This is a genomic window from Rhizobium sp. S96, assembly GCF_030382195.1.
GTDB lineage: Bacteria > Pseudomonadota > Alphaproteobacteria > Rhizobiales > Rhizobiaceae > Rhizobium.
The window spans coordinates 111,483-133,234 of sequence record NZ_JAUDRY010000026.1 but is presented as its reverse complement, the minus strand read 5'-3'; the positions used below and the strand labels follow the sequence as shown (position 1 = coordinate 133,234).

Sequence of the window (21,752 nt, the reverse complement as noted above, 5' to 3'; positions counted from 1 at the left end):
CAAGCAAAGATCGGGCAGAATACAATGCGGTCAAACTGGAATGTCGCGACTAAGGGCACGGTTCCCGTTCTCCAGCGCTTTGATCCTCCGGTGCCCTGGAGTCTGCCTGCATCCTTACAGGTGGTCCTTTGCGAGACGATAGAAATACAGGCTGCCGCGTTCCAGGATGGCGTCGTTGAAGTCATACTTGGTCGTGTGCAGGCCCGCGCTATCGCCATTGCCGATCAGGACATAAGCGCCCGGGACCTTTTCGAGGAGAAACGAAAAGTCTTCGCTGCCCATCAGCGGCATGTCCATTTCGGCGAAAGCCTCCTCGCCGAAATGCGTGGTGATGGTGGAAACCGCAGCTGAGACGGCATCGGCATCGTTGATTGTTGCGGGATAGCCGACGTCCCACTTGAAGGCGATATCCGCATCGTAGCTCTTTGCCTGGAAGGTGGCGATCTGCTCTACGCGAGTGCGGATCTCTTCGCGCACCTGCGGCGCCATCGCCCGCATGCTGACCTCAAGGACGGCGCTGTCCGGGATGATGTTCGAGGCCGAACCCGACTGGAACGAGCCGACCGTGACGACCGACGGCTGGTGCGGGGAGATATTGCGGGAAACCAGCGTTTGCAGCGCCATGACGATACTGGATCCAACCACGACAGGATCGACGGTCAGTTCCGGCTGCGCGCCATGACCACCTTTGCCCTTGACGGTAATCGTCACGACATCGATCGAGGCGGCCACCGGTCCGGCGCGCGTCGAGAATGAGCCGGTTGGCAGTCCGGGCCAGTTATGCAGCGCAAAGATCTGGTCGCAGGGGAAGCGTTCGAAAAGGCCATCCTCAATCATCAGCTTGCCGCCGCCGTAGTTTTCCTCGGCCGGCTGAAAGATGAAGTGCACGGTGCCTGAGAAAGACTTGTCTTGCGACAGCGCCCAGGCCGCGCCGAGAAGCATGCTGGTATGACCGTCATGACCGCAGGCGTGCATGGCACCCGGATGTTGGCTGGCATAGGGTAGATTTGTCTCCTCGTGCATCGGCAGTGCGTCGAAATCGGCCCTGAACCCGATGGCACGATTGCTGCTGCCTGCCCGAAGCGTGGCGACGATACCGGTGGCGGCAAGCCCTCGCGTGACCTCGAAACCCCATTTCTCCAGGTGCTCGGCAATGAAAGCCGATGTCTTGACCTCGGAAAGGCCGATCTCGGGCATCTGATGCAGGCGATGGCGAATGCCGACAAGTTCGGGCAGGAAGTCCTTGAAGTTGATGTCGCTCATCTCAATGCTCATGCCATCTGGAGGAATTGACGCAGCCGCTGGGATTGCGGGTTCTTCATGATGTTCTCAGGTGCTCCGCGCTCTTCGATCAGGCCCTTGTGCAGAAAGATGACTTCGCTCGATATGTCGCGCGCTAGGGCCATCTCGTGTGTGACCATCACCATGGTGCGGCCTTCCTCCGCGAGCTTCTTGATTACCTGCAGCACCTCGTTGACGAGTTCGGGATCAAGCGCCGATGTCGGCTCATCGAACAACATCACCTCGGGCTTCATAGCCAGTGCGCGTGCGATCGCGGCGCGCTGCTGCTGGCCACCGGACAGTTGAGCCGGATACTGGTCCCGCTTAGGCGAGATGCCGACCTTCTCCATCAGAACTTCCGCTTCCGCTATCGCATCCTTCCTGGATTGGCCGAGCACGTGCATCGGGCCTTCTATGATGTTTTCCAGGATCGTCCGGTGGGTCCAGAGATTGAAATTCTGGAAAACCATGCCCAGGCGCGTGCGCACGTGTTCCAGCTGGCGGGCATCGGCAGCATGGAGCTTGCCGTTTTTGCCCGCCGCCGTGCGGATCGTTTCGCCGGCCACCGAAATCTCGCCTTTGTCAGGCGTCTCGAGGTAGTTGATGCAGCGCAGAAGCGTGCTTTTTCCCGAGCCGCTGCTCCCTATCAGCGAGATCACGTCGCCCTTGCGGGCTTCGAAGGAGATGCCCTTCAGCACCTCGATGCCGCCGAAGCTCTTGTGGATGTCTCTTACCGACAGTGCCGTTTCGACCATAGTGTTCCTCCCGAGGTTTCGAGCTCACGCCCGGACGGCGCGATAGCGCGTCATGCGGAGCTCGACGGTGTTCATGATCCGGGTCAGGATGAAGACCACGGCGAAATAGATGATGCCCGCCGCAATCAGCGGCTCGAAGATCAGCAGCGACTGGCGCTGCAGCATACGGGCGGTTCCCATGACTTCCAGGATCGTGATCGTGGATGCCAGCGAGGTCGTCTTCAAAAGAATGATCAGATCGCTCGTGAGGACCGGCATGCAGTGGCGGAAGGCCTGCGGCAGCGTCACCCGGCGAAGGATCGTCCACCGCGTCATTCCGATCGAGAGCGCGGCCTCGATCTGACCGCGAGGAATCGACTGGATGGCACCGCGAATGACTTCGGCGTTGTAGGAGGCCTGATTGAGGCTGAGTGCCGCGATGGCGTACCATAACCCGTCCCGGAGGTAGGGCCACAGGAAACTATGCCGAACCCAGGTGCCCGGGAGTATCTGCCCGAGGCCATAGTATATGAGGTAAATCTGAACCAGAAGCGGTGTGCCGCGGAACGCAAACGTGAAGGCGAAGGCCGGCCAAGCAAGCAGCCTGTGCTTCGACAGCCGGGCGAGCGCCGTCAGCGTGCCGATCACCAGTCCGAAGATACCTGCCGTTGCCGTGAGCAGCAAAGTCAACGGCGTGGCCTTGATCAGCGCGGGCAGAAAGGAAATGACGTTGGCGACCGTTTCCATCAGCGGTGCCCCCGGTTCAGCTGCTTCTCGATGCGGCTGATGATGAGGACGGAGACCAGCGTGATCAACAGGAAGAGCAGGGCGGTCAGGCCGTAGAAGAAAATGTATTGCTTCGTGCCTGCCGCCGCGCGGTAACCGGTGTAGAGAAGCTCGCTGAACGATCCGAGCACAGATATGATAGCGCTTTCCTTGGTGATCGACAGCCACAGATTGCCCATGCCAGGCACCGCATGGCGCATCATCTGCGGCAGGACCACGCGCGTCAGGATCTTTCGCGGCCGCATACCGATCGAGACCGCCGCCTCTATCTGGCCGGGCGGAACGGCGAGGTAGGCGGAGCGCAGCACCTCGGTCATGAAGGCGCCGGAAACGAAGGCAAGCGCGACGATCGCTGCCCAGAACGGGCTAAACTGGAAACCGCTGTCGACCAGCCCCAATGATTTCAGCAGGCGTTCGGCGCCACTGGCGACCGAAAAGTAGAGCAGCAGGATGACCAGCAGCTCCGGCAGGGAGCGAACGACCGTCGTGTAGAGTTCGGCGAGCAGTCGGAAATGCCGATGCCGCGAAAGCTTGCCTGCCGCGCCTAGGAATCCAAAGATGATGGCGACGATGTAGGCCACCACGGATACCTGCAGGGTCATCAACAGGCCCCAGGCAAATTCATCGCCCCAGCCTTCGGCGCCCCAGGCAAGCAAATGCCGATATGAGTCCATTGCTTTCCAACCTGCTCGATGCGGCAGCATCTTTGCTCGCCGTCGACTATCCGAATGCGCCAGCAGCCTCGGTTCTTGTCACCGGGTTCATCAAAGACCGGGATCTAGATGGTGAGGGTGCTGCTCTACGGCATTGGGCGCGGCCGGAGCCACGCCCAATGTGACGCGATTACTTCTTGTCGAAGATCCACTTGTCGACGAGCTGCTTGATCGTGCCGTCCTTGTCGAGTTCGGCAAGTGCCGTATTGACCTTGTCGAGCGTCGCAGCATCGCCCTTGCGGGTGGCATATGCGACACCTTCGCCAAGGGTCGTGTTCTTCGGCACTTCGAGCTTCACCTCGTAGTCGGCGCCTGCATCGGACTTCAGGAACGTCTTGATGTAGAGGTCGGGGATCAGGACGTAGTCAACGCGGCCGGCAATCAGATCGGCGACGGAGTTGTCTGCCGTATCGTAGCTCTTGGCTTCTGCGCCCGTCAGATACTTGGCGACGTAAGCCGCCTGGACACTCGACGTCTGGACGCCGACGATCTTGCCGGAGACGGCAGCCGGGTCGACGATCTTGCCCGAGCCATCAGGCGCATCGACCGTGTTGATCTTGGCGTCGTCCGACTTTGCGCCAACAAAGGACGTGCCCTCGGTGTAGTAGGGCGTGCTGAAATCAACCACCTTGCGGCGGTCATCGGTGATTGAGAAGGCGCCGATGATAAAGTCGACCTTGTTTTCCTTCAGCGACGGGATGAGACCATCCCAGGCCATCTGCTTAATTTCGCACTTTACCGGCAGCTTTGCGCAGACGGCGCGGGACAGGTCGGCCTCGAGGCCTTCCCATTCACCGCCCGAATTGATCTGCGTAAAAGGCATGTAGGGCTCAGGCGTCATGCCGAGGCGAATGGTATCCTCGGCATGGGCAAAGCCCGCGGACAAGATCAGTGCGACGCCTGCGGCGATCTTCGATTTGAAGCTGTTCATTCTGTTCTCCCAGTTTCTTGAGGCTGCTTATCGGGCGTTGCGGTACCAGCGCAGCGACATGCAGGAAAGGCCCGCATCGATCTTGCCGATCTCGGTCGTCTTCATCGGCACGACCTTGTAGCCGAGCTTGTCGAGCATTTCGATCGTGCGCGGGAAGTCGGAGCCGACCATGACGACGTCGTTGACACGCAGCGCGTTGGCGGCCGGCTCTTCGCCTTCCGGAATGATGATCTGCTTGAAATCCTTGAAGACGCCGGAGCGCGCGAGGCGGGCGGTCGAGAGGATGCTTTCATCGTCGAGCAGCGAGCAATCGGTCTTGAAGTGCAGCACGCCTTCCGGCGTCGCAACGATTTCAGCCTTGCGCCCAAGCTTGGCAATGCAGGCGGCAAGTCCCTCGGCACCCACCTTGTCGGTGCGGGCGGACAGGCCGATCATCACGCTCTTCGGCGTCGTCAGCACGTCGCCACCATCGGCAAAGCCCGGGTTCGGCAGATCAAGCACGGTTTCGAACATGTCGCGCAGCGTCGGAGTAATCTCGGCGGTTTCGTCGACGCGGCTGGCGGCACCCGGACGAAGCAGGACCGCACCTTCGGTGAATACAACTGCCGGATCCTCGACGAAGATGGAATCGGGGAAGGCTTCAAGCGCCGGAAGAATCGTCACTTCGACACCCGCGTCGCGCATCGCGGCGATATAGGCATCGTGCTCGGCCTTCACGCCGTCATAGGTCGGATTGCCCCGATCGTCGGCGCGCAGCCCGTTGACGACCGAACGCGAGGGCTCGCGCACGATCACGGAGTTGAAGTGGTAGACTGATCTTGCTTGCGACATTTCCAAGTACCTTTACTTTCGATGGGGCTTCTCTATCCGGCTCACCCGGCGGCGTAAAGCAATTGTGTGGCTGCTGGCTCACGACGAGACAGATGGATGCCGGCAAGCATGCAGCGGACCGATCCACCGGCCAGCTCGATCGTCGAGACGTCGAACGGCAACAATCTCGCGGACTGCTCGATTGCCTTCACCTGATCGGCGTCGAGTGCTTCGAGCGCCCGGGCAGACAAGACGACAAGGCGGCCGTCCGTGCCGTCGAGCTCGATGGCATTGCCGGCGAAATTCTCGATCTGCGCGATCGACAGTTCGATCACCCGCCGTCCGGTTTCCTCGAGCCTCGCGACGATCTCCCGGCGACGCTTGATATCAGGGATCATCTGCGATCCGAGCAGCGCGAAGTCGGTGCCGATGCACATCAGGACGTTCGTGTGATAGATCGACTTGCCGTGGCGATCGACAGCGTCGAAGACCATTGGCTCGAAGTTGAAGTGGGTGCAGAACCGTTCGAGCGCAACTTCGTTGGTGCGGTTGGAGCGGACGGCATAGGCGACCCGGCCGATATGATCGAGCACCATGGCGCCTGTACCCTCGAGATAGACATGATCCTTCTCGAGACCGGAGTAGTCGATGACGTCCTGTACCCTGTAGTCGCTCTTGAGCATCTCGATGACGTCCGAGCGGCGCTCGCTCTGGCGGCTTGCCGAGTACATCGGATAGATCGCAACGTGTCCGCCCGAATGTGTCGAAAACCAGTTGTTCGGGAACACGGAATCGGGTGTGGCCACCGTCAGGTCCTCGAACACGTGGACGGTAACACCGGCTTCGGCAAGGCCTTGCGCCATGCGGGTGACTTCATGGAAGGCCGTGCCGGCGATCGCTGCAGCCGCACGCTTCTCGTCGCTGGACTGAAACGAATTGTCAGCAGCGGTCATCGGGTTTGGCGTGAAGTGATGCGGCCGGATCATCACCACGGATTTCGGCGCCTGTACGGATAGCCTGCTCATATTACGCAACGCTCCGCTGCATGACCGGGGCCGGCTGGCGAAACAAGCCGTAGAGATTGCGTGGGTCTTCAGGCTGCGTGGTGAGATCAAGCTCGGTGTAGAAGCTCGTTCCCTGCACGGCGTCGCGCAGGTACCGCAGGGCGGAAAAGTCTTCGGTCGCAAAGCCGACGGAATCGAAGATCGTGATCTGCGTATCGGAGCGGCGGCCAGTCGCCTGGCCGGCAATGACCTGCCACAGTTCGGTGACCGGGAAATCCGGCGCCATCTGCTGGATCTCGCCTTCGATCCGGGTCTGCTCGGGAAACTCAACGAATACATCAGCGCGCCGCAGGATGTCGCCCTGCAGTTCCGTCTTGCCGGGGCAATCGCCACCAACCGCGTTGATGTGGACACCGCCGCCGACCATGTTGTCGGACAGGATCGTCGCGTTGCGCTTGTCGGCGGTTACCGTCGTGATGATATCGGCGCCGGAGACTGCCTCCTCGGCGGTCTTGGTCACGATGATCTCGATATCCGTTTCAGCGAGGTTGCCGCGGAACTTGCTCGCTGCGTCAGGGTCGATGTCAAAGACGCGCAGGCTCCTGATGCCAAGGAGGGCGCGAAATGCCAGGGCCTGGAATTCCGACTGGGCGCCAAGACCGACGATCGCCATCGTGCGGGCGTCCTTGCGGGCGAGATATTTCGCCGCGAGTGCCGAGGTCGCTGCCGTGCGCAGGCCGGTCATCAGCGTCATTTCCGAAACCAGGCACGGATAGCCGGTGGCAACATCCGACAACACGCCGAATGCAGTGACCGTCTGCAACCCGACGCTTGGGTTCTTCGGATGTCCGTTCACATATTTGAAGCCGTAGTGCTGGCCATCGGAGGTCGGCATGAGTTCGATGACACCGGCCTTGGAATGGCTGGCAACGCGAGGAGACTTTTCGAACTCCTCCCAACGCCGGAAATCCTCTTCGATGTAGTCGACGAGACCAAGCAGGAATGTTTCGATTCCGACGGATCGGACCAATTCGACAACATTGCTGACACCCACATATTGAACCACGTTTGCAGCTCCATCCAGAAATTCGATGGTGGTAGCCTAGGTAAGCAGTGCGCGAGTTAAAATTCGAGAATTGCGGGAGTTCCTGTAAAAAAACTCGCAAAGTGCTGGGTCGTGCTGTACAAATTGCTATGCATATTTTTGACGAACTTGATCACAAGCTAATTTCCATCCTGCGCGAGGACGGGCGTGCGCCGCTTTCCAAGCTGGCGACGATCCTGGGCGTTTCCCGAGGGACGGTTCAGGTGCGGCTCGACCGCCTGCTGCAGTCAGGCGCTGCGCTCGGTTTTACGATCCGCGTACGACAAGACTATGATGAAGGGGCCATCCGGGCGATCATGATGATCGAAGTGCAGGGGCGCTCGACGACGAAGGTCATCAAGTTCCTTCGCGGCCTGCCGGAACTGCATGCTCTGCACACCACCAATGGATCATGGGATCTGGTTGCCGAAATCCGTGCGGCCGGCCTGCGCGAATTCGACCGCGTCTTGCGAGACGTTCGTACCGTCGAGGGTGTCCTCAACAGCGAAACCAGCATCTTGCTCAGCAGCGTCTGACGACAGCCGCTAGGCTTGAAGCGCCAGGCGGCGGCGCAGGCGCGCAGTTCTGCCATTGCCGGCATTCGTCGCGAGCTTCTGGAAGGCATCCAGATAGTTGTCTTTCGTGCGCAGGATATGCGCCGTGAGCATATCGGCGAGTTCGGCGCGCCTGTCGTCGGCAAGCAGCGCAATCATGTCCGTGTGATCGCGGTATGACCGATCCGGCTCGCCCTCCGCGCGGATGGCGAGATGGGTCCTCAGCGATGCGACGCGGCCAAGAATGAGGTCGTATGCACTCTGCAGGTAGCGATTGCCGCAATAGCGGAAGAAGGCCAGGTGAAAGGCCGTGTCGGCGCGCCCGTAAGCCTGCATGTCGCCGGTCTCGACGGCCCTGTCCATGACGACGAGCTGTTGCTTCAACTCCCCAACCGCGGCCTTGAGCGCCTTTGTGGGTGTGAGTGCCACGGCCTGTTGCTCCAGGCCGATCCGGTAGTCGCATAGCTCGGCGATATCTTCGAGCGTCGGCGTGAAGACATAGGTGCCGGATTTCGGGATAATGGTGACGAGGCCTTCGATCTGCAGAAGGTTGAGGGCTTCACGCACAGGCGTACGGCTCACCTCGAAAGCGGATGCAAGCGTGTCCTCGGAGAGGTTTTCACCGAACTCGAATTCCGCGTCGACAATCGCCGCGCGGATCTTGTCGGCGATTGTCGCCACCAGGCTCTTGTTGGCTTTCACCGTGGGATTGGGCATGCCCGCTTATGTCCTTGAAACGAATCCGGCAGCGTTTTTCAACGCTGCCGGAAGTCTGGTCTAGTCGCGCTTGGCTTTCAAGCTCATGCAGAGGAAGAAGGCGATGATCGGGAAGATCGCAAGCGTCAGAAGCGACAGCGAGAAACTGTCCGTGGCGCTTTTTACCCAGCCGACGATGTAGGGGCCGGTAAAGCCGCCGATCTGGGCAAAGCCGTTGATCGCCGCAAGGCCGCCGGCTGCTGCTGCGCCCGTCAGGAACTGTGTCGGCAGCGTCCAGAATACGCCGAGATACGACCACAGGAAGAAGGCGCAGAGGCACAGGAGCGCAAGACCGACATAGGGATTCGGGACTAGTGCGCTGGCCGCCAGGAACAGGCCGCCGAAGAGCCCGGAAATCGCCGTGTGGATCTTGCGTTCGCCGGTGCGGTCGGAGCTGCGTGAAATCACGATGAGACCAGCGGCCGCGAAGATAAACGGGATCGCAGAGACAAAACCGGTCTGGACCGTGCTCAGGCCGAAGGTCTTGACGATCTGCGGCAGCCACATGATCACGCCGTAAACCGCGATACCGTTGAACATGTAGACAAGGGTGAGCAGCCAGACGCGGAAATCGCTGAAGATTTCGCGCAGGCTATGGCGCGTATCGGTCTTCAGGTTCTTCTGGTCTTCGGCAAGCTGTTCCAGCAGCCACGCGCGCTCGTCGGCCGCAAGCCACTTCGTATCCTTGGCAGGCGAATCGACCAGATAGAAGAAGGTGATGACGCCGAGCAAGATAGCGGGAATGCCCTCGAGGACGAACATTGCCTGCCAGCCGTGCATTCCGAGGAAACCTTCGCCCGCATCGATGAGCCAGCCGGAAATCGGCGCGCCGATGACGATCGACAAAACGGTCGCCGTCATGAACAGGGCCGTGGCGCGACCGCGTTCCTTGGCGGGGAACCAGTAGGTCAGATAGAGAAGCACACCCGGTGCGAAGCCGGCTTCGGCAACGCCGAGCAGGAAGCGCAGGATGTAGAACGACGTCGGGCCCTGCACAAAGGCCATGGCACAGGAGACCAGACCCCAGGTGACCATGATACGCGCGATCCAGATGCGCGGGCCGACCTTGTGAAGGATCATGTTGCTCGGAATTTCAAAGGCGAGATAGCCGATGAAGAAAATGCCTGCACCCAGACCGAACATGTAGGGCGTAAGCCCGATGTCGTCGTTCATGTGAAGTGCGGCGAAACCGATATTCACGCGGTCGAGATAGTTCACGATGAAGCAAACGAAACAGAACAGCACGATCCGGAGATTGAGCTTGTGGATCGTTCGGTCACGGAGACTGGTGTTCAAATAAGCGCCGTGCGCGCTGCTCGCGTCCGCCATGGCATCCTCCCTGCAAATAGATGCCGCCCTCCGCGGCACCTTCGCAAGCCCCTATAGAGGAGCAAACTGGAATGCACAAGTGGGGCACATAAACTAGAACCCTAGTTGACATTCTTTCGCCGAGGGTCTTTCTTCGCGGCGAACTCAACATGGCGCCGTTAGCGGCGGGAGGATTACGTGCAGCAGTCTCATTCAGCCGCAACAAGCGTCGGTTACTTTCAAGATCGCGTGGCCTTGGTAACCGGAGGAGCATCCGGAATCGGCCGGGCCGTGACCGACAAGCTCGTCGGTCTGGGCGCAAGGGTCGGCGTGTGGGATATCAACGCAGAACGATTGGCAGAGTGCCGGACTGCGCACGGCGATCGCGTCATGACGGCAGTCGTCAATGTTGCCGAACGAAAGGCCGTTGACGCTGCCATGGAGGCGCTCGTTGCGAACTTCGGCGGCGTCGATCATCTGCTGAACAATGCGGGCATTATTGGTACACGGATGACCGCGGAAGACATGAACGAACTCGAACTTGATCGTGTCCTCTCGGTCAACCTCAAGAGCGCGTTTTACGTTTCAAGTGCCTTCATCCGCGCGCCATCTGCCCGAGAGGACCGCTCCGTCGTCAACCTGTCGTCGATTGCCGCTCGCACGGGCGGCATGGTCGGCAACATCGCTTATGCGACAACCAAGGGCGCTATCGCATCCTTCACCGTGGCGCTTGCCAAGGAGTTGGCACCCAAGGCCCGCGTCAATGCTCTGGCGCCCGGCGTCATCAACACGGAAATCCAGCAGGATGTCTTTGCCGATCCAGCAAATATCGAGGCCATGGCGAGCGTGATTCCTTTGAAGCGCCTGGGGACGGCGGCCGAGGTGGCCGATGCGGCGGTCTGGCTGCTATCCGGCGCGGCATCCTACATCACCGGCGTCGTTGTCGACGTATCGGGCGGTCGTTGATTGAGGAGGATGCGATGAAGAATGCAGCTGAAAAACTCCGCGCGGATGTGCTTTCAGGACGCCTTCTCCAGGCGCCGGGCGCACCGGATGCGTTGACCGCTCGCCTCATCGAGATGGCTGGCTTTCCGGCGATCTATATGACCGGGTTTGGCGCAACCGCCTCTCGGCTTGGCCTTCCGGACATCGGTCTCCTGACCCAGACGGAAATGACGACCCATGCGCGTGATATGGTCAGGGCCGTTACCGTTCCTGTGATTGCCGATGCCGATACCGGTTACGGCGGACCGGCCAATATCCGCCGTACGATCGAGGAATATATCCAGGCCGGCGTTGCCGCAATCCATTTCGAAGATCAACAATTGCCCAAACGCTGCGGCCAGCGCGCCGGCGTGCGCGTCATCCCCGCCGATGAGAACGTCCGCCGCCTGCGTTGCGCCGTTGAGGCGCGCGGCAGGGATCCGATGTTGCTGATCGCCCGAACCGATGCGATCCAGAGCGAGGGGATCGATGAGGCAATGCGCCGCGCCAAGCTCTATCAGGATGCCGGGGCGGATCTGGTTTTCGTGGACGGGATCAAAAAGATCGCCGATGTCGAGGCCGTGTCGAAGGGCGTGCCCGGTGCAAAGGTGGTCAGCATCGTGGACGGCAACGAAACCACCGCACTTACCGCGAACGATCTCGAGGAGATGGGCTTCAACATCGCCTTCTATGCGCTTTCGGCACTGTTTTCCGCAGTGAAAGCCGTTCGCCAGACGCTTGATGTGCTGAAGTCGGAGGGCACCCCGAAGAGTCGGGCCGATGCCATGATAACCTATGCAGAGTTCAGTGCCGTGACGGGGCTTGCCGAATACGACGCGCTCGACGACCGCTTCGGCTGGCCGGAACACAAGTAGGGCCCGGTCAGGGAGGGTATTGTCATGAAAACCTCAATCGCTACCGTATCGATCAGCGGAGAGTTGCCTGAAAAGCTTGAGGCGATTGCGCGCGCCGGCTTTGACGGCGTCGAGATCTTTGAAAACGACTTCCTGGCTTTCGACGGCAGTCCAGCGGATGTCGGCCGGATGGCGCGCGACGTCGGGCTTGAGATCACTCTGTTCCAGCCGTTCCGCGATTTCGAGGGCATGCCGGCCTCGCACCGGAGCCGCACATTCGACAGGGCCGAGCGCAAGTTCGACGTCATCCAGGAGCTTGGTACCGATCTGGTGCTCGTCTGCTCGAACGTGTCTCCGCTCTCGCTTGGGGGAATCGACCGGGCCGCCGACGATTTCCGCGAACTCGGCGAACGGGCAGCGAAGCGTGGCCTCAGGGTTGGCTACGAGGCACTCGCCTGGGGGCGACACATCAGTGATCATCGCGACGCCTGGGAGATCGTTCGGCGCGCGGACCATCCTAACATCGGTCTGATCCTCGACAGTTTTCATACCCTGTCGCGCAAGATCGATGTCAATTCGATCCGCTCCATCCCCAAGGAGAAGATCTTCATCGTGCAACTGGCCGATGCACCGCTGATCGACATGGACCTCCTCTATTGGTCGCGCCATTTCCGCAACATGCCCGGTGAGGGCGATCTTCCGGTTGGTGCGTTTACATCAGCCATCGCCGAAACCGGATACGACGGTTATTTCTCGCTGGAGATCTTCAACGACCAGTTTCGCGGTGGCTCGCCGCGCTCGATCGCCGCCGATGGCCATCGCTCGCTGATCTATCTCGGCGATCAGGTCCGCCGCTCTCCTGGCGTCACGGCGCTGACGGTACCCCCCATGCCGGAACGTGCGAAGGTCCACGGCGTCGGCTTCGTCGAATTTTCCGCCGACGAAAAGGATGCACGCGACCTCGTCGCGATGCTGAGAACGCTTGGTTTCCGCAAGGTGGCGGGGCACCGGACGAAGAAGGTCGGACTGTTCAGCCAGGGCGAAATCCGACTGATCGTCAACACTGAGGATAAGGGCTTCGCCAACGCTTCGTTCGTCGTGCATGGCACGACGGCCTATGCCATGGCACTCGCGGTGGACGATGCCAAGGCCGCGTTTGCCCGCGCGATCGCGCTTGGCGCCGAGCCGTTCGAGCAGCCAGTGGCGGACGGCGAGATGCAGATTCCGGCAATCCGAGGAGTGGGCGGTGGCCTGATCTATCTGATTGATCACAAGAGCGATCTTGGCCGCTTCCCCGAGGTCGATTTTGTCGCTGTAGAGGACCAGGCCGATGAAGCGGTGTGCTCCGCGCATCTCAACCGCGTGGATCACGTCGCGCAGACGGTTGCCTACGACGAGATGCTGACCTGGCTCCTGTTCTACACATCGATCTTCGAAACCAGCAAGACACCGGTGGTCGACATCATCGATCCGGCCGGCATCGTTCGCAGCCAGGTGATTGAAAACAACAGCGGCGAACTGAGGATTACGCTGAATGGTGCGGAAAACCGCCGCACGCTTGCCGGTCATTTCATCGCCGAGACGTTCGGCTCCGGTGTGCAGCACCTGGCATTCTCTACTAATAACATTTTCGCCACCGCCGCGGCGTTGACGAAGAACGGCTTCAAGCCACTTCCGATCTCACAGAACTATTATGGCGACGTGGAAGCCCGCTTCGGGCTGGAACCCGAGCTGACTGAACGGCTGAAGGCACACAACATTCTTTATGACCGCGACGAGCACGGCGAATATTTCCACCTCTACAGCGGAACCTATGGCGAGGGCTTTTTCTTCGAAATCGTCGAGCGCCGCGCCTATCGCGGCTACGGTGCTCCCAACGCCATCTTCCGCATTGCCGCGCTGAAGAAGGCACTTCGGCCGGAAGGGATGCCAAAGGAATAAGCGTGTCGATTACGTGCGAACCGGCAAAAGATTGCGGGACGCGTGCGGCACGTCGTTCAAAGCTTGGCGTCAGCCTCATAAGCTGGATCGTAGGGGTAGCCAATTTTCAGAAGCGAAGATACCGGCGAACAGCACGATAACTGAATCCCGTGGCCGTCCGCGTAGATCTTCACGGCTTCAAACGCGCCGAGAAGCCGCACTTCGGCGCGTGCGAGACCGCTGAACGAGACAGCCCCCTCTTTCTCGTAGAAGCGAGGTTGCTGCGAATTGTTCAAATCAATGCCGAAAAAGAGGATGTGTTTCGGTTGGGATGCAACAGCGAACTGCGTAACTGTGGTCGCCACTGAGCCGGCAGGAATAGTGCCGCAGTCTGGATCGAGAGAGATGGCTCCGTTTTGCGCACCGAATACAGAACATTCCCTTGCAAAATCGGACACGCTTCGCCTTTTGTGCTGGTACGGGGCAAGTCCATTGCGGATCAGCACGATTTTTCTGCCGGATATCCAGGTTCTATCGAGCTCGCAAATGGCTCGAATGACCTCAAGCGACAACAGGCAGGTCGTATCGCGTCCGACATAATTTTGGACAAAATCAAAATGATGCCAGATAAACCGCTCGTCTTCGATTGCAATGGCGAGCGGATCCCGGATTTCGGTCCCGATCAGCTTGATGGCGCCGTTCAACAGAATCGCCTGATGGGGTGGAATGTGATCGATTCGACACTGATTGATCGACGGTCCACTGCCCACGATCGCAATCGTGTCCGGCCATTGCAAATCCCGAAAGTTCACGGCGTTTGCGAGCGATTGTCCCTTATAGATTATGGTGGTCGCGTTGTTGTCTGATCGGGTCTGGAATTCCAATCCTGGAAGCCAGTCCTGAAAGTGACTTTTCGAACGCCCAAGAAGAAGTCTGGTACCGATCTTGATAAGCGATCTATGAAAGGGCCGTCCGCTTTTTCTGACTTGCATCGTCTACTCTGTGTTTCAGGCGTCAGCACGACATGGCAACGGCGATCTAAAAACCAGCGCCATCAATATTTAACCGCCGGCCGCATTGCAGAAGCACAATCAAACACTGCTTTGATTATAGCAACTCCACCTTTTTCCTGCCTCAATACTCAGGAGGGCAACGATGTCGGTCAATCTCATGTTGTAAATCCTTCGAGGGGAACTGGCTATAAGCCTGCCTTGTCTCGTTTCTTTCCCAATTCGAAACAGGACCTGAGGCTTTGTATATAAGAAATTGATTAAAGATGTTCACCTACGCCCAATTTCTCAACAAGGTCGATGATCGCCAGATCACGCACGGTTTCGAGCTCTATATTTGTCACGGCTATCCGCACGCGTTCTTCATATCGCTGCCGCGATGCCGGAGACGCCGGGCCACGAGCGAGCTTCTGTTCCAACTCTTCCTTCGATTTCCCATAATAATGGTTCAACTGCAGAAAATCCGACGAATAGAATTCAGGCCGCTTTCTTCCTCTGCGACTAAACACCTCTCCGCGATCATTGGACGTCAATTCTCCGTGATCTCTGGTGCTGAAATGATGAATGCTGACTTCCGTCACTTCGCAAGGATCGACGATGCACTTGAAGTTGCTGGCATTCTTAAGCCTGCTCATCGGATCTTTTGCTCTGTAGGTATAGTTCCGGCTCACCGGACCCGCTGGTCTTTGAATGTGACCCGATGAGCCAAACATATGCCAGGGCAATGAGATGTTCGGAAACCCCTTCGATCCGCTGAGACTATCGGCGATGGAAAGGCCTTTCTTCGGTACGATGAATTCATCGACATCGATGAATGCAAACCGCTCAAATTCGCTTCCGAAGTTAAGGATGGCGTGGGCGAAAGCTATGGTCTGGCTGTTGAGAATATTGCCGGAATACCCGTCACTCATCCTCCCACGCCATGGGATAACCGTTAGTGCCTCGGCGGGCAGCCGTTCTCTGGCGACGTCGAGGGTGCGGTCGTCGCTTCCATCGTCATAGAGAAAGAAATGCGCGGCACCCACGGCACGATGAAATGTCAGCCACTCGGCTATATAAGGCTCTTCATTTTTGACGCACGCAACGATGGCTATCCCGTTGCGCGTCGTCGACGGTTTCGGAGGAACAATCGATATCGTCTTGCTGTACGGCTGCTTTTTCCGAAAGAACTTCATTAGCACGTCCTTCGTCTCCGACGTTTGCCCGCATTGTTAAACCAAAGCTTGCTTTGAAATCAACGGCCAAGGGTTGCCAGCTAATATGGGCCGCCAGCGTCGTCGGAAGGTTCAGTTCGCCGGGCTAGGTCGCCTCCCAGGGGAGGCGTCCCCGTCGTTTCGGCAATTTGCATCGTCAGAACTAAATTGCTACAGCTCTGGAGCGATCATTTTCTCTAACTTTACGTCCGGATCCGGCATCCAATGAAGCAAGAGTACGATCAAGGTTTTTATGAAAAGCGTCGATCAAGAACGCTTCCGGCGGCCCGCCACATCCTCCAAATCGTTCGCCAAAAGGTTCCCTTCCAATCGGTCGTGGACTTCGGATGCGGTACCGGTACTTGGTTGAGCGCTGCGCTTGAACTCGGCGCTGAGAACGTCACTGGGTTCGAAGGAAAATGGTTGCGCCGGGAGATGGTTGATGATCCTCGCATCGCGCTCAATCTCCTGGATCTTGAACAAAGGATATCGCTCGAGCGGCCCGTCGACCTGGCGATCTCGCTGGAAGTTGCTGAGCATCTTTCAGAAGGTCGCGCATCAACCTTCGTCGAGGATCTCTGCGCGGCTTCCGATGTCGTGCTGTTCAGCGCTGCCGTGCCCAATCAGGGTGGTCGCGGTCACGTGAACGAGCAGTGGCAGAGTTATTGGGCCGACCTGTTTTTGAGGAAGGGCTATCGAGGTTATGATGTCGTTCGGCCTCAGATCTGGGGAAATGAAGCCATCCGATACTGGTATCAGCAAAACACGATGCTGTTTATCAAGACCGGCAGCGAGCCGGGAGACATGCGAGACACACATCGCGAGCCTTACCAGATGGATATGATCCATCGAGAGCTCTATCAGCGGATGGAAGGCAGGCTGCCATTGGAAAGACTGAAGAAAGTATGGCAGCGCGTAGCGGGTCGCTAAGGTTTCATCCTACCCGCATCGATCGCTGCGATAAAGCGATCCCATCCTTCTAAGGTCATCAGCCGGGCGTTTTCAAAACTTCCCCGAACTCATCTGCATGAGATCGAAGAGCGCAGAGGTGAACTTGTCTTTTTCGGAGGGTGCGACGTGATCGACCGCATCACCCAGCTGCTCGATCGAGATGCACATCGGTTGCGGAGATAGGAGCGGAAGGCCTGAATCCCGGATGATTTCATCGGCTGCTTGGAAATACTGCGCCGAATTCTTGCATGTCGGTTCCGCGAGCGGGCCGTGTATGTAGATACACTTGATCCCCTCCGATGAGCAAAGCGATGCGATCTTTTCGAGATACGCGGGTTTCGTCGCGTTGATTTCGCCCTCTGACAGGGCGGATGGGATCTTTGCCAGGTCCACTCTCGCATGCTGCTCCATATAGTCATTGACGATGTCGAAGTTCTCCTGGTTTGGGCGGCTTTCGTCAAAATACTGCTGGATGAAATCGAAGGCGGAACTCAATTCCTGCAGGTTCATCCGGCTTCGCCACCATGCGGCTAGTCGCGCGAGGCCCTTCGCATCCGAGATCTCGGCCAGCAACTCCTGGTCTACAGGGCGGCGCGTAAGCATGTCGGATGTCTGCATGAGATAGACGATCTTCGGCCTCATGCCTGCCGACAAGGCTCGCCGAAGCATCCAGTAGCTGCCCTCGTAACCAAAGGCTCCGGTCAACGCGAGATTGAGAGTCTGCTCGCCGGACAGCTTGGTCCAGAGCTGTGCGTTCACGGAGTTTCCCAACGAAGAATCGCCGATAAAGAGCTGTTCAGCACGGGCGTGTTCGAGCTTGGCAATCTGGAAGTTGTAGATCTTCTCATAAGGCAAGGAAGGCCGACCCAAGGCGCTCGTTCCTTCGATCACGGCCGCCGACAGGAGCAGGATCGATGCAGCCGTGATCATGAAGGTGCGGATGAAGGGTAGGGTGGATCGTCTCATTTCGATGCCCTAGAACTGGAAGTATATGAATTCGCTCACGTCAGACAGCTTCAATGCGACGAGTGCGAAAACAACGCCGAAAGCCACGCCATGCGCTTTGCTGAATAGCCAGGTCGGAGCGGGAGACTTGGAGATCTCGGTCGCCGGATAACCTTTACTGGGAAGGCCGGTACGGGTCGAAGCGAGAATTTCGTAGATGTTTGGAAGAAGTACGGCGCCGGCTCCGAAAAGGATGATGTAGATAAGCGGCTGCCAATGAGCCACGACGGATTTGGCGTCCGGGCCGAAGCCACCCATGGCTTGCCACATCTGGATCGCGACCCCCATGCTCTCCGCCCGAAAGGGAACCCAAGCAAACATGACGGCGAGCATCGTACAGAGCCAGGCGACATATCGCCAGATCGGGTAGTCGGCGAGCACGCCCGCGAGCGCGGTTTTGCGCCATGCATCGTTGATGAGAAGATAGACCCCATGCAGCGTACCCCACACCAGGAACGTCCATCCCGCGCCATGCCACACCCCGCCAATCACCATGGTGGCGAAGAGATTGAACTGTCTTCGGCGAGGGCTAACCCTGTTGCCGCCCAGCGGAATATAGAGGTAGTCGCGCAGAAAACGGGAAAGCGAAATGTGCCATCGCCGCCAGAAGTCTGAAATTGATGTGCTCTTGTAGGGCGATGCGAAATTGATCGGAAAATCGATGCCGAACATTTTTGCCAGGCCAATGGCCATGTCCGAATAGGCGGAAAAGTCGAAATAGATCTGGAGGCTGTAGCAAAGGATGGCCGTCCAGGCGTCTGCAGACGAGATCATATTCCCGCTCGCGGCGTGTGCGAACACAGCCGTCGAATATGGGGCAACGGTGTCGGTGATCAGGACCTTTTTTGCCAATCCCACGGTGAAGAAGGTCAAGCCGATTGCTAGGTCATCAATCGGGTTTGGTCGAGACCGCCCGAACTGCGACATCATCTCCTTATGGTGGGTGATGGGGCCGGCGATCAGGTGCGGGAAGAAAGAGTTGAATAGCAGATAGCGAACAAAGCTACGCTCTTTCGCCTGTGAGCGCGACACATCCACCAGATAGGCAATTTGCTGAAAGGTGAAAAAGGAAATTCCGATCGGCAGGACGACCGCCACCCAGTCGATGTGTGTGCCGGAAAACCGGGAAACCTGAGAGACGACAAAGTTGGCATATTTGAAGTATGCCAGGAGACCGAGATTGAAGATGATGCCAAGGGCGAGCACGGCCCTTCTGGCCGGCTCCGGGCAGCGCTCGATACCCAATGAGAAGCAAAAATTGGAAACCACGCTCAACAGGAAGATCGGCAGAAAGCTGATATCCCAAGCGGAATAAAAGAACAGAGATGCCGCGACAAGCCACCAGATCGATAACTGCTCAGATCTGGTGTGCAACAGATAGTAAACTGTGATTACAATTGGTAGAAAAGCAAAAATAAATTGCACCGAGTTGAAAAGCATGTGTGCTCTTTTCGGAATGCGTCGCCTAACTTAAGCCGTAGAGCCTTTTCACCTTCGATTTCCACTCGCACATATAGGCCTTAGATGAAGATCGGACAAGGACTAGCCAGGCGCCTGAAATTTCACTGGCGAAAACCAACTCCCCCAGTGCATCCGCAGAACTTTTCGACCCCTGTTGTCGTGGTGGGTTCTGCACCGGTATCAACAAAGCCGGAGGGCTTTGACGACAGCTATGTCGTTATCACTGTCAACGGTTCGCAGGCTGTGTCCGCCAAATGGGGCAGGGCCAAGCCGGATGTGACTTTCATGGCGACAAAGCAAATCGGAGGGGTAAACACCAACGCGGTTTCCGTGCGACGCGTGATCAAAGGTTCGTCTACCGGTCGTTTGTTTGTTGCGCTTTGGAACAGGTCGTTCGACGAACTCAAGGATGCTCTTGTTCCGCTCGAATATGGATACGATGAGCTCTATGTGTTGTCGCGAATGGAGCGCATGGCGCTTCATCGCTCTGTGACCGGTGAGCTAAATCTCGAGCTCCGTGCAGACGATCGATTTTCGAACGGCATCACGGGTGTGCTGTATGCCCTGGCCAACAACGCGCCTGCGGTCATCATCACCGGTATTGACCCGTCATCATCCGGCCACACCTACAACGATGCAAACCTGCGTCGCCAACACGCCGAAACGGATGCTGATGTCCTCCAGTTATTGATAAAGAACGGATGGCCCCTTTACACCGCAGATGTTAGCGTGGCTGAGGCAGTCGGAATACCACTTTGGAGTGCACCTTAAGAAAGAGGATAAAATGCCGGATAAGCTGGATATTTATATTGGCTGGGATTCTCGAGAACCTATAGCGTACGACGTGGCGAAAGCCTCCATTGACAAACACACCTCGATCCCCACTCGCGTTATTCCCATCAAGCTTCAAGACTTGGTCGACCGTGGCGCCTATACGCGGGATATCGATCCGCTAGCCTCCACCGAGTTTACCTATTCCCGTTTTTTCACTCCCTGGCTGGCCGGTTTTAAAGGCTGGGCACTTTTTTGTGATTGCGACTTCCTCTTTTTCGGCGACGTAGCCGGCCTCCTCAAATACCGGGACGACACAAAGGCGGTCGTGTGCGTGCACCACGATTATACGCCGAAGGAGGGTCTGAAGATGGACGGGAAAGTCCAGACCACCTATCCGCGCAAGAACTGGTCTTCTTTCATGCTTTTCAATTGCGAGCATCCGTCTACGCGGAAACTTACGCCTGAACTTATCAATCGCGAGAGTGGGGCATATCTACACCGCATGCAGTGGGCGGAAGATTCCGAAATCGGCGAGGTTCCACTGGAGTGGAACTGGCTGGAAGGGTGGAACGAGAAACCGGAATCCGGATACCCGAAGGCGGTTCACTTCACCAATGGTGGTCCGTGGTTCAAGGATTGGCAAAACGTGGAGTATGCGGCCGAGTGGAAGGCCTTTGCCGACAAGATAGATCCCGAATTCCAGCCGATCTGATCGCCAGCCACCGGGGGTGAAGCCTTGGGCGACCGAACGACCCTCCGTGTGGGGCCGTTCGGCAAGCAGCTGAGTTCAGTTCGCCGTCGCAGTCGAGGTTCCGATGACGAGTTCAGCGATGTCAGGCGGTCTGCCCCTGCCATATCGGTATGCCAGTCGACGCAGAGACCTCGGGATCGGCGGTATAAATCGGGAATCCCTTTTGACGAAGCAGAACGAGTATTTCCCTGTCCTTCTTCATATGCAGGCGCGGCAAATCCTTCGTGTTGTAGATGTGCCCGGAGGAATCAGGATTGATGCCGGTTATGATCACCGCCGTTGCACCTTGGTGAAGGGCAAACATGACGCCAATGATCCCGTTGGAGTATTTGTCTTCCGTGTCGATCTCGAAAGACTTAACGCCCGTGACGCGATCGATCAGCGCAATGCGATCATATCGGTCGACGATCTCCAAATGGCCGAAGGTGTAGTTGAATTTGGCGATAGCCTCTTTGAGTTGCGGCAGGCCTTTTCTCCAGAGGAAGACATAGAGGCGCTTGGTTCTAAGGCCGTTTAGAACGCGGCGAACCTCGATCGCGTTTGTATTCTCACTCTCGATCTGGCGAGGCTGCATGAGGGTAATGTGGGGTTCATCAATCCCCCATCGGTCAATCACGGTTTGGGAACCGTTGATCGAGATTATGCCATAGCTGGCATCAAGTCCGACGGGCTTGTGGGAGACTGGCGCCGATCCGACGACGACAACGGGACCGGTAAAATGTGGACTGCTCTTAAGCGGGACTGGCCGCGTCAATGCATATTTCAGGCGGCGGTAAACCTGCCTGTGAAAGATCTTTCCGAAACTGGGCATAAAAGCTTCCTGCTTGCGATGAAGAAGGTCCTATGACTTGGGGTGGTGTCGCCTCGTAAGGTGGATATTCAAGCATG

The 21,752-nt window shown here is 57.9% G+C and carries 22 protein-coding genes; 7 read left to right on the top strand and 15 right to left on the bottom strand.

Features of this window, described 5'->3' with window-relative positions; genetic code table 11:
• Nucleotides 1-114: 114 nt before the first annotated feature.
• From QTL94_RS21030 to ocd, 8 genes are all read right to left on the bottom strand, one after another.
• Nucleotides 115-1,263, bottom strand: coding sequence for a M20 aminoacylase family protein (locus QTL94_RS21030; protein WP_083199420.1), 1,149 nt, complete (start codon nt 1,261-1,263; stop codon nt 115-117).
• Nucleotides 1,264-1,271: 8 nt separating this feature from the next.
• Nucleotides 1,272-2,036, bottom strand: a complete 765-nt coding sequence (locus QTL94_RS21025) for an ABC transporter ATP-binding protein (protein WP_065692076.1) — start codon at nt 2,034-2,036, stop codon at nt 1,272-1,274.
• Between the two features lie 24 nt (nt 2,037-2,060).
• Nucleotides 2,061-2,762 (bottom strand): ABC transporter permease, encoded by a 702-nt coding sequence (locus QTL94_RS21020; RefSeq protein ID WP_065692077.1) that lies wholly within the window; start codon nt 2,760-2,762, stop codon nt 2,061-2,063.
• On the bottom strand, nt 2,762-3,475 hold the full coding sequence (locus QTL94_RS21015; RefSeq protein WP_083199423.1) for an ABC transporter permease: 714 nt from the start codon (nt 3,473-3,475) through the stop codon (nt 2,762-2,764). Before QTL94_RS21015 ends, QTL94_RS21020 begins: the two co-directional genes overlap by 1 nt.
• Before the next feature lie 169 nt (nt 3,476-3,644).
• Nucleotides 3,645-4,445: a transporter substrate-binding domain-containing protein gene (locus QTL94_RS21010; protein ID WP_065692079.1), complete on the bottom strand. Its 801-nt coding sequence runs from the start codon at nt 4,443-4,445 to the stop codon at nt 3,645-3,647.
• A 27-nt stretch (nt 4,446-4,472) separates the two neighbouring features.
• Nucleotides 4,473-5,276 carry a dimethylarginine dimethylaminohydrolase family protein gene (locus QTL94_RS21005; protein ID WP_065692080.1) on the bottom strand — a complete coding sequence of 268 codons (804 nt, stop codon included), beginning with the start codon at nt 5,274-5,276 and terminating at the stop codon, nt 4,473-4,475.
• A 41-nt stretch (nt 5,277-5,317) separates the two neighbouring features.
• Nucleotides 5,318-6,280, bottom strand: a complete 963-nt coding sequence (gene ctlX, locus QTL94_RS21000; RefSeq protein WP_065692081.1) for a citrulline utilization hydrolase CtlX — start codon at nt 6,278-6,280, stop codon at nt 5,318-5,320.
• Between the two features lies 1 nt (nt 6,281).
• A complete protein-coding gene (gene ocd / locus QTL94_RS20995; RefSeq protein ID WP_065692082.1) occupies nt 6,282-7,343 on the bottom strand; it encodes an ornithine cyclodeaminase in 1,062 nt (353 codons plus the stop codon).
• 110 nt (nt 7,344-7,453) lie between these two features.
• Between ocd and QTL94_RS20990 the strand changes: the two genes are divergently transcribed.
• Nucleotides 7,454-7,879 carry an Lrp/AsnC family transcriptional regulator gene (locus tag QTL94_RS20990; RefSeq protein WP_065692083.1) on the top strand — a complete coding sequence of 142 codons (426 nt, stop codon included), beginning with the start codon at nt 7,454-7,456 and terminating at the stop codon, nt 7,877-7,879.
• Between the two features lie 9 nt (nt 7,880-7,888).
• Here the strand turns inward: QTL94_RS20990 and QTL94_RS20985 are convergent, their stop codons facing one another.
• Nucleotides 7,889-8,614, bottom strand: coding sequence for a GntR family transcriptional regulator (locus QTL94_RS20985; protein WP_065692084.1), 726 nt, complete (start codon nt 8,612-8,614; stop codon nt 7,889-7,891).
• A gap of 60 nt (nt 8,615-8,674) precedes the next feature.
• A complete protein-coding gene (locus QTL94_RS20980) occupies nt 8,675-9,982 on the bottom strand; it encodes an MFS transporter (protein WP_065692085.1) in 1,308 nt (435 codons plus the stop codon).
• Between the two features lie 177 nt (nt 9,983-10,159).
• Here QTL94_RS20980 and QTL94_RS20975 point away from each other — a divergent pair, with 177 nt between their 5' ends.
• From QTL94_RS20975 to QTL94_RS20965, 3 genes are read left to right on the top strand one after another with little or no spacing between them, the layout of a single operon-like run.
• Nucleotides 10,160-10,927 carry an SDR family NAD(P)-dependent oxidoreductase gene (locus tag QTL94_RS20975; protein ID WP_065692086.1) on the top strand — a complete coding sequence of 256 codons (768 nt, stop codon included), beginning with the start codon at nt 10,160-10,162 and terminating at the stop codon, nt 10,925-10,927.
• A 14-nt stretch (nt 10,928-10,941) separates the two neighbouring features.
• Nucleotides 10,942-11,820: an isocitrate lyase/PEP mutase family protein gene (locus QTL94_RS20970; RefSeq protein WP_065692087.1), complete on the top strand. Its 879-nt coding sequence runs from the start codon at nt 10,942-10,944 to the stop codon at nt 11,818-11,820.
• A 24-nt stretch (nt 11,821-11,844) separates the two neighbouring features.
• Nucleotides 11,845-13,740, top strand: coding sequence for a bifunctional sugar phosphate isomerase/epimerase/4-hydroxyphenylpyruvate dioxygenase family protein (locus tag QTL94_RS20965; protein WP_065692088.1), 1,896 nt, complete (start codon nt 11,845-11,847; stop codon nt 13,738-13,740).
• 56 nt (nt 13,741-13,796) lie between these two features.
• On the opposite strand, the gene QTL94_RS20960 is transcribed toward QTL94_RS20965, so the two are convergent.
• Nucleotides 13,797-14,711 (bottom strand): hypothetical protein, encoded by a 915-nt coding sequence (locus QTL94_RS20960; RefSeq protein WP_065692089.1) that lies wholly within the window; start codon nt 14,709-14,711, stop codon nt 13,797-13,799.
• Nucleotides 14,712-14,989: 278 nt separating this feature from the next.
• A complete protein-coding gene (locus QTL94_RS20955) occupies nt 14,990-15,904 on the bottom strand; it encodes a glycosyltransferase family 92 protein (RefSeq protein WP_065692090.1) in 915 nt (304 codons plus the stop codon).
• 243 nt (nt 15,905-16,147) lie between these two features.
• On the opposite strand from QTL94_RS20955, the gene QTL94_RS20950 reads away from it, so the two are divergent.
• On the top strand, nt 16,148-16,852 hold the full coding sequence (locus tag QTL94_RS20950; RefSeq protein WP_065692091.1) for a class I SAM-dependent methyltransferase: 705 nt from the start codon (nt 16,148-16,150) through the stop codon (nt 16,850-16,852).
• A gap of 72 nt (nt 16,853-16,924) precedes the next feature.
• On the opposite strand, the gene QTL94_RS20945 is transcribed toward QTL94_RS20950, so the two are convergent.
• Both QTL94_RS20945 and QTL94_RS20940 read right to left on the bottom strand, forming a co-directional pair.
• Nucleotides 16,925-17,839, bottom strand: a complete 915-nt coding sequence (locus tag QTL94_RS20945; RefSeq protein WP_141683959.1) for a hypothetical protein — start codon at nt 17,837-17,839, stop codon at nt 16,925-16,927.
• Nucleotides 17,840-17,848: 9 nt separating this feature from the next.
• The gene (locus QTL94_RS20940) at nt 17,849-19,318 is read right to left on the bottom strand and encodes an MBOAT family O-acyltransferase (protein WP_065692093.1); all 1,470 of its coding nucleotides are present in this window, start codon (nt 19,316-19,318) and stop codon (nt 17,849-17,851) included.
• 84 nt (nt 19,319-19,402) lie between these two features.
• On the opposite strand from QTL94_RS20940, the gene QTL94_RS20935 reads away from it, so the two are divergent.
• Both QTL94_RS20935 and QTL94_RS20930 read left to right on the top strand, forming a co-directional pair.
• Nucleotides 19,403-20,110, top strand: a complete 708-nt coding sequence (locus QTL94_RS20935; RefSeq protein WP_065692094.1) for a membrane-anchored protein — start codon at nt 19,403-19,405, stop codon at nt 20,108-20,110.
• 13 nt (nt 20,111-20,123) lie between these two features.
• Nucleotides 20,124-20,825, top strand: coding sequence for a glycosyltransferase (locus tag QTL94_RS20930; protein ID WP_065692248.1), 702 nt, complete (start codon nt 20,124-20,126; stop codon nt 20,823-20,825).
• 121 nt (nt 20,826-20,946) lie between these two features.
• Here QTL94_RS20930 and QTL94_RS20925 read toward each other — a convergent pair whose 3' ends face one another.
• Nucleotides 20,947-21,675 (bottom strand): membrane-anchored protein, encoded by a 729-nt coding sequence (locus tag QTL94_RS20925; protein ID WP_065692095.1) that lies wholly within the window; start codon nt 21,673-21,675, stop codon nt 20,947-20,949.
• Between the last annotated feature and the right edge of the window lie 77 nt (nt 21,676-21,752).

Excerpts from the sequence above, each read along its gene's own strand:
- QTL94_RS20955 (WP_065692090.1), bottom strand. The coding sequence starts at position 15,904 with ATGAAGTTCTTTCGGAAAAAGCAGCCGTACAGCAAGACGATATCGATT.
- QTL94_RS20990 (WP_065692083.1), top strand. The coding sequence starts at position 7,454 with ATGCATATTTTTGACGAACTTGATCACAAGCTAATTTCCATCCTGCGC.
- QTL94_RS20980 (WP_065692085.1), bottom strand. The coding sequence starts at position 9,982 with ATGGCGGACGCGAGCAGCGCGCACGGCGCTTATTTGAACACCAGTCTC.
- QTL94_RS21025 (WP_065692076.1), bottom strand. The coding sequence starts at position 2,036 with ATGGTCGAAACGGCACTGTCGGTAAGAGACATCCACAAGAGCTTCGGC.
- QTL94_RS20950 (WP_065692091.1), top strand. The coding sequence starts at position 16,148 with ATGAAGCAAGAGTACGATCAAGGTTTTTATGAAAAGCGTCGATCAAGA.
- QTL94_RS20940 (WP_065692093.1), bottom strand. The coding sequence starts at position 19,318 with ATGCTTTTCAACTCGGTGCAATTTATTTTTGCTTTTCTACCAATTGTA.
- QTL94_RS20970 (WP_065692087.1), top strand. The coding sequence starts at position 10,942 with ATGAAGAATGCAGCTGAAAAACTCCGCGCGGATGTGCTTTCAGGACGC.
- QTL94_RS20985 (WP_065692084.1), bottom strand. The coding sequence starts at position 8,614 with ATGCCCAATCCCACGGTGAAAGCCAACAAGAGCCTGGTGGCGACAATC.
- QTL94_RS20965 (WP_065692088.1), top strand. The coding sequence starts at position 11,845 with ATGAAAACCTCAATCGCTACCGTATCGATCAGCGGAGAGTTGCCTGAA.
- QTL94_RS20945 (WP_141683959.1), bottom strand. The coding sequence starts at position 17,839 with ATGAGACGATCCACCCTACCCTTCATCCGCACCTTCATGATCACGGCT.
- QTL94_RS21005 (WP_065692080.1), bottom strand. The coding sequence starts at position 5,276 with ATGTCGCAAGCAAGATCAGTCTACCACTTCAACTCCGTGATCGTGCGC.
- QTL94_RS20960 (WP_065692089.1), bottom strand. The coding sequence starts at position 14,711 with ATGCAAGTCAGAAAAAGCGGACGGCCCTTTCATAGATCGCTTATCAAG.
- QTL94_RS20930 (WP_065692248.1), top strand. The coding sequence starts at position 20,124 with ATGCCGGATAAGCTGGATATTTATATTGGCTGGGATTCTCGAGAACCT.
- QTL94_RS20935 (WP_065692094.1), top strand. The coding sequence starts at position 19,403 with ATGAAGATCGGACAAGGACTAGCCAGGCGCCTGAAATTTCACTGGCGA.
- QTL94_RS21020 (WP_065692077.1), bottom strand. The coding sequence starts at position 2,762 with ATGGAAACGGTCGCCAACGTCATTTCCTTTCTGCCCGCGCTGATCAAG.
- QTL94_RS21010 (WP_065692079.1), bottom strand. The coding sequence starts at position 4,445 with ATGAACAGCTTCAAATCGAAGATCGCCGCAGGCGTCGCACTGATCTTG.
- ctlX (WP_065692081.1), bottom strand. The coding sequence starts at position 6,280 with ATGAGCAGGCTATCCGTACAGGCGCCGAAATCCGTGGTGATGATCCGG.
- QTL94_RS21015 (WP_083199423.1), bottom strand. The coding sequence starts at position 3,475 with ATGGACTCATATCGGCATTTGCTTGCCTGGGGCGCCGAAGGCTGGGGC.
- QTL94_RS21030 (WP_083199420.1), bottom strand. The coding sequence starts at position 1,263 with ATGAGCGACATCAACTTCAAGGACTTCCTGCCCGAACTTGTCGGCATT.
- QTL94_RS20925 (WP_065692095.1), bottom strand. The coding sequence starts at position 21,675 with ATGCCCAGTTTCGGAAAGATCTTTCACAGGCAGGTTTACCGCCGCCTG.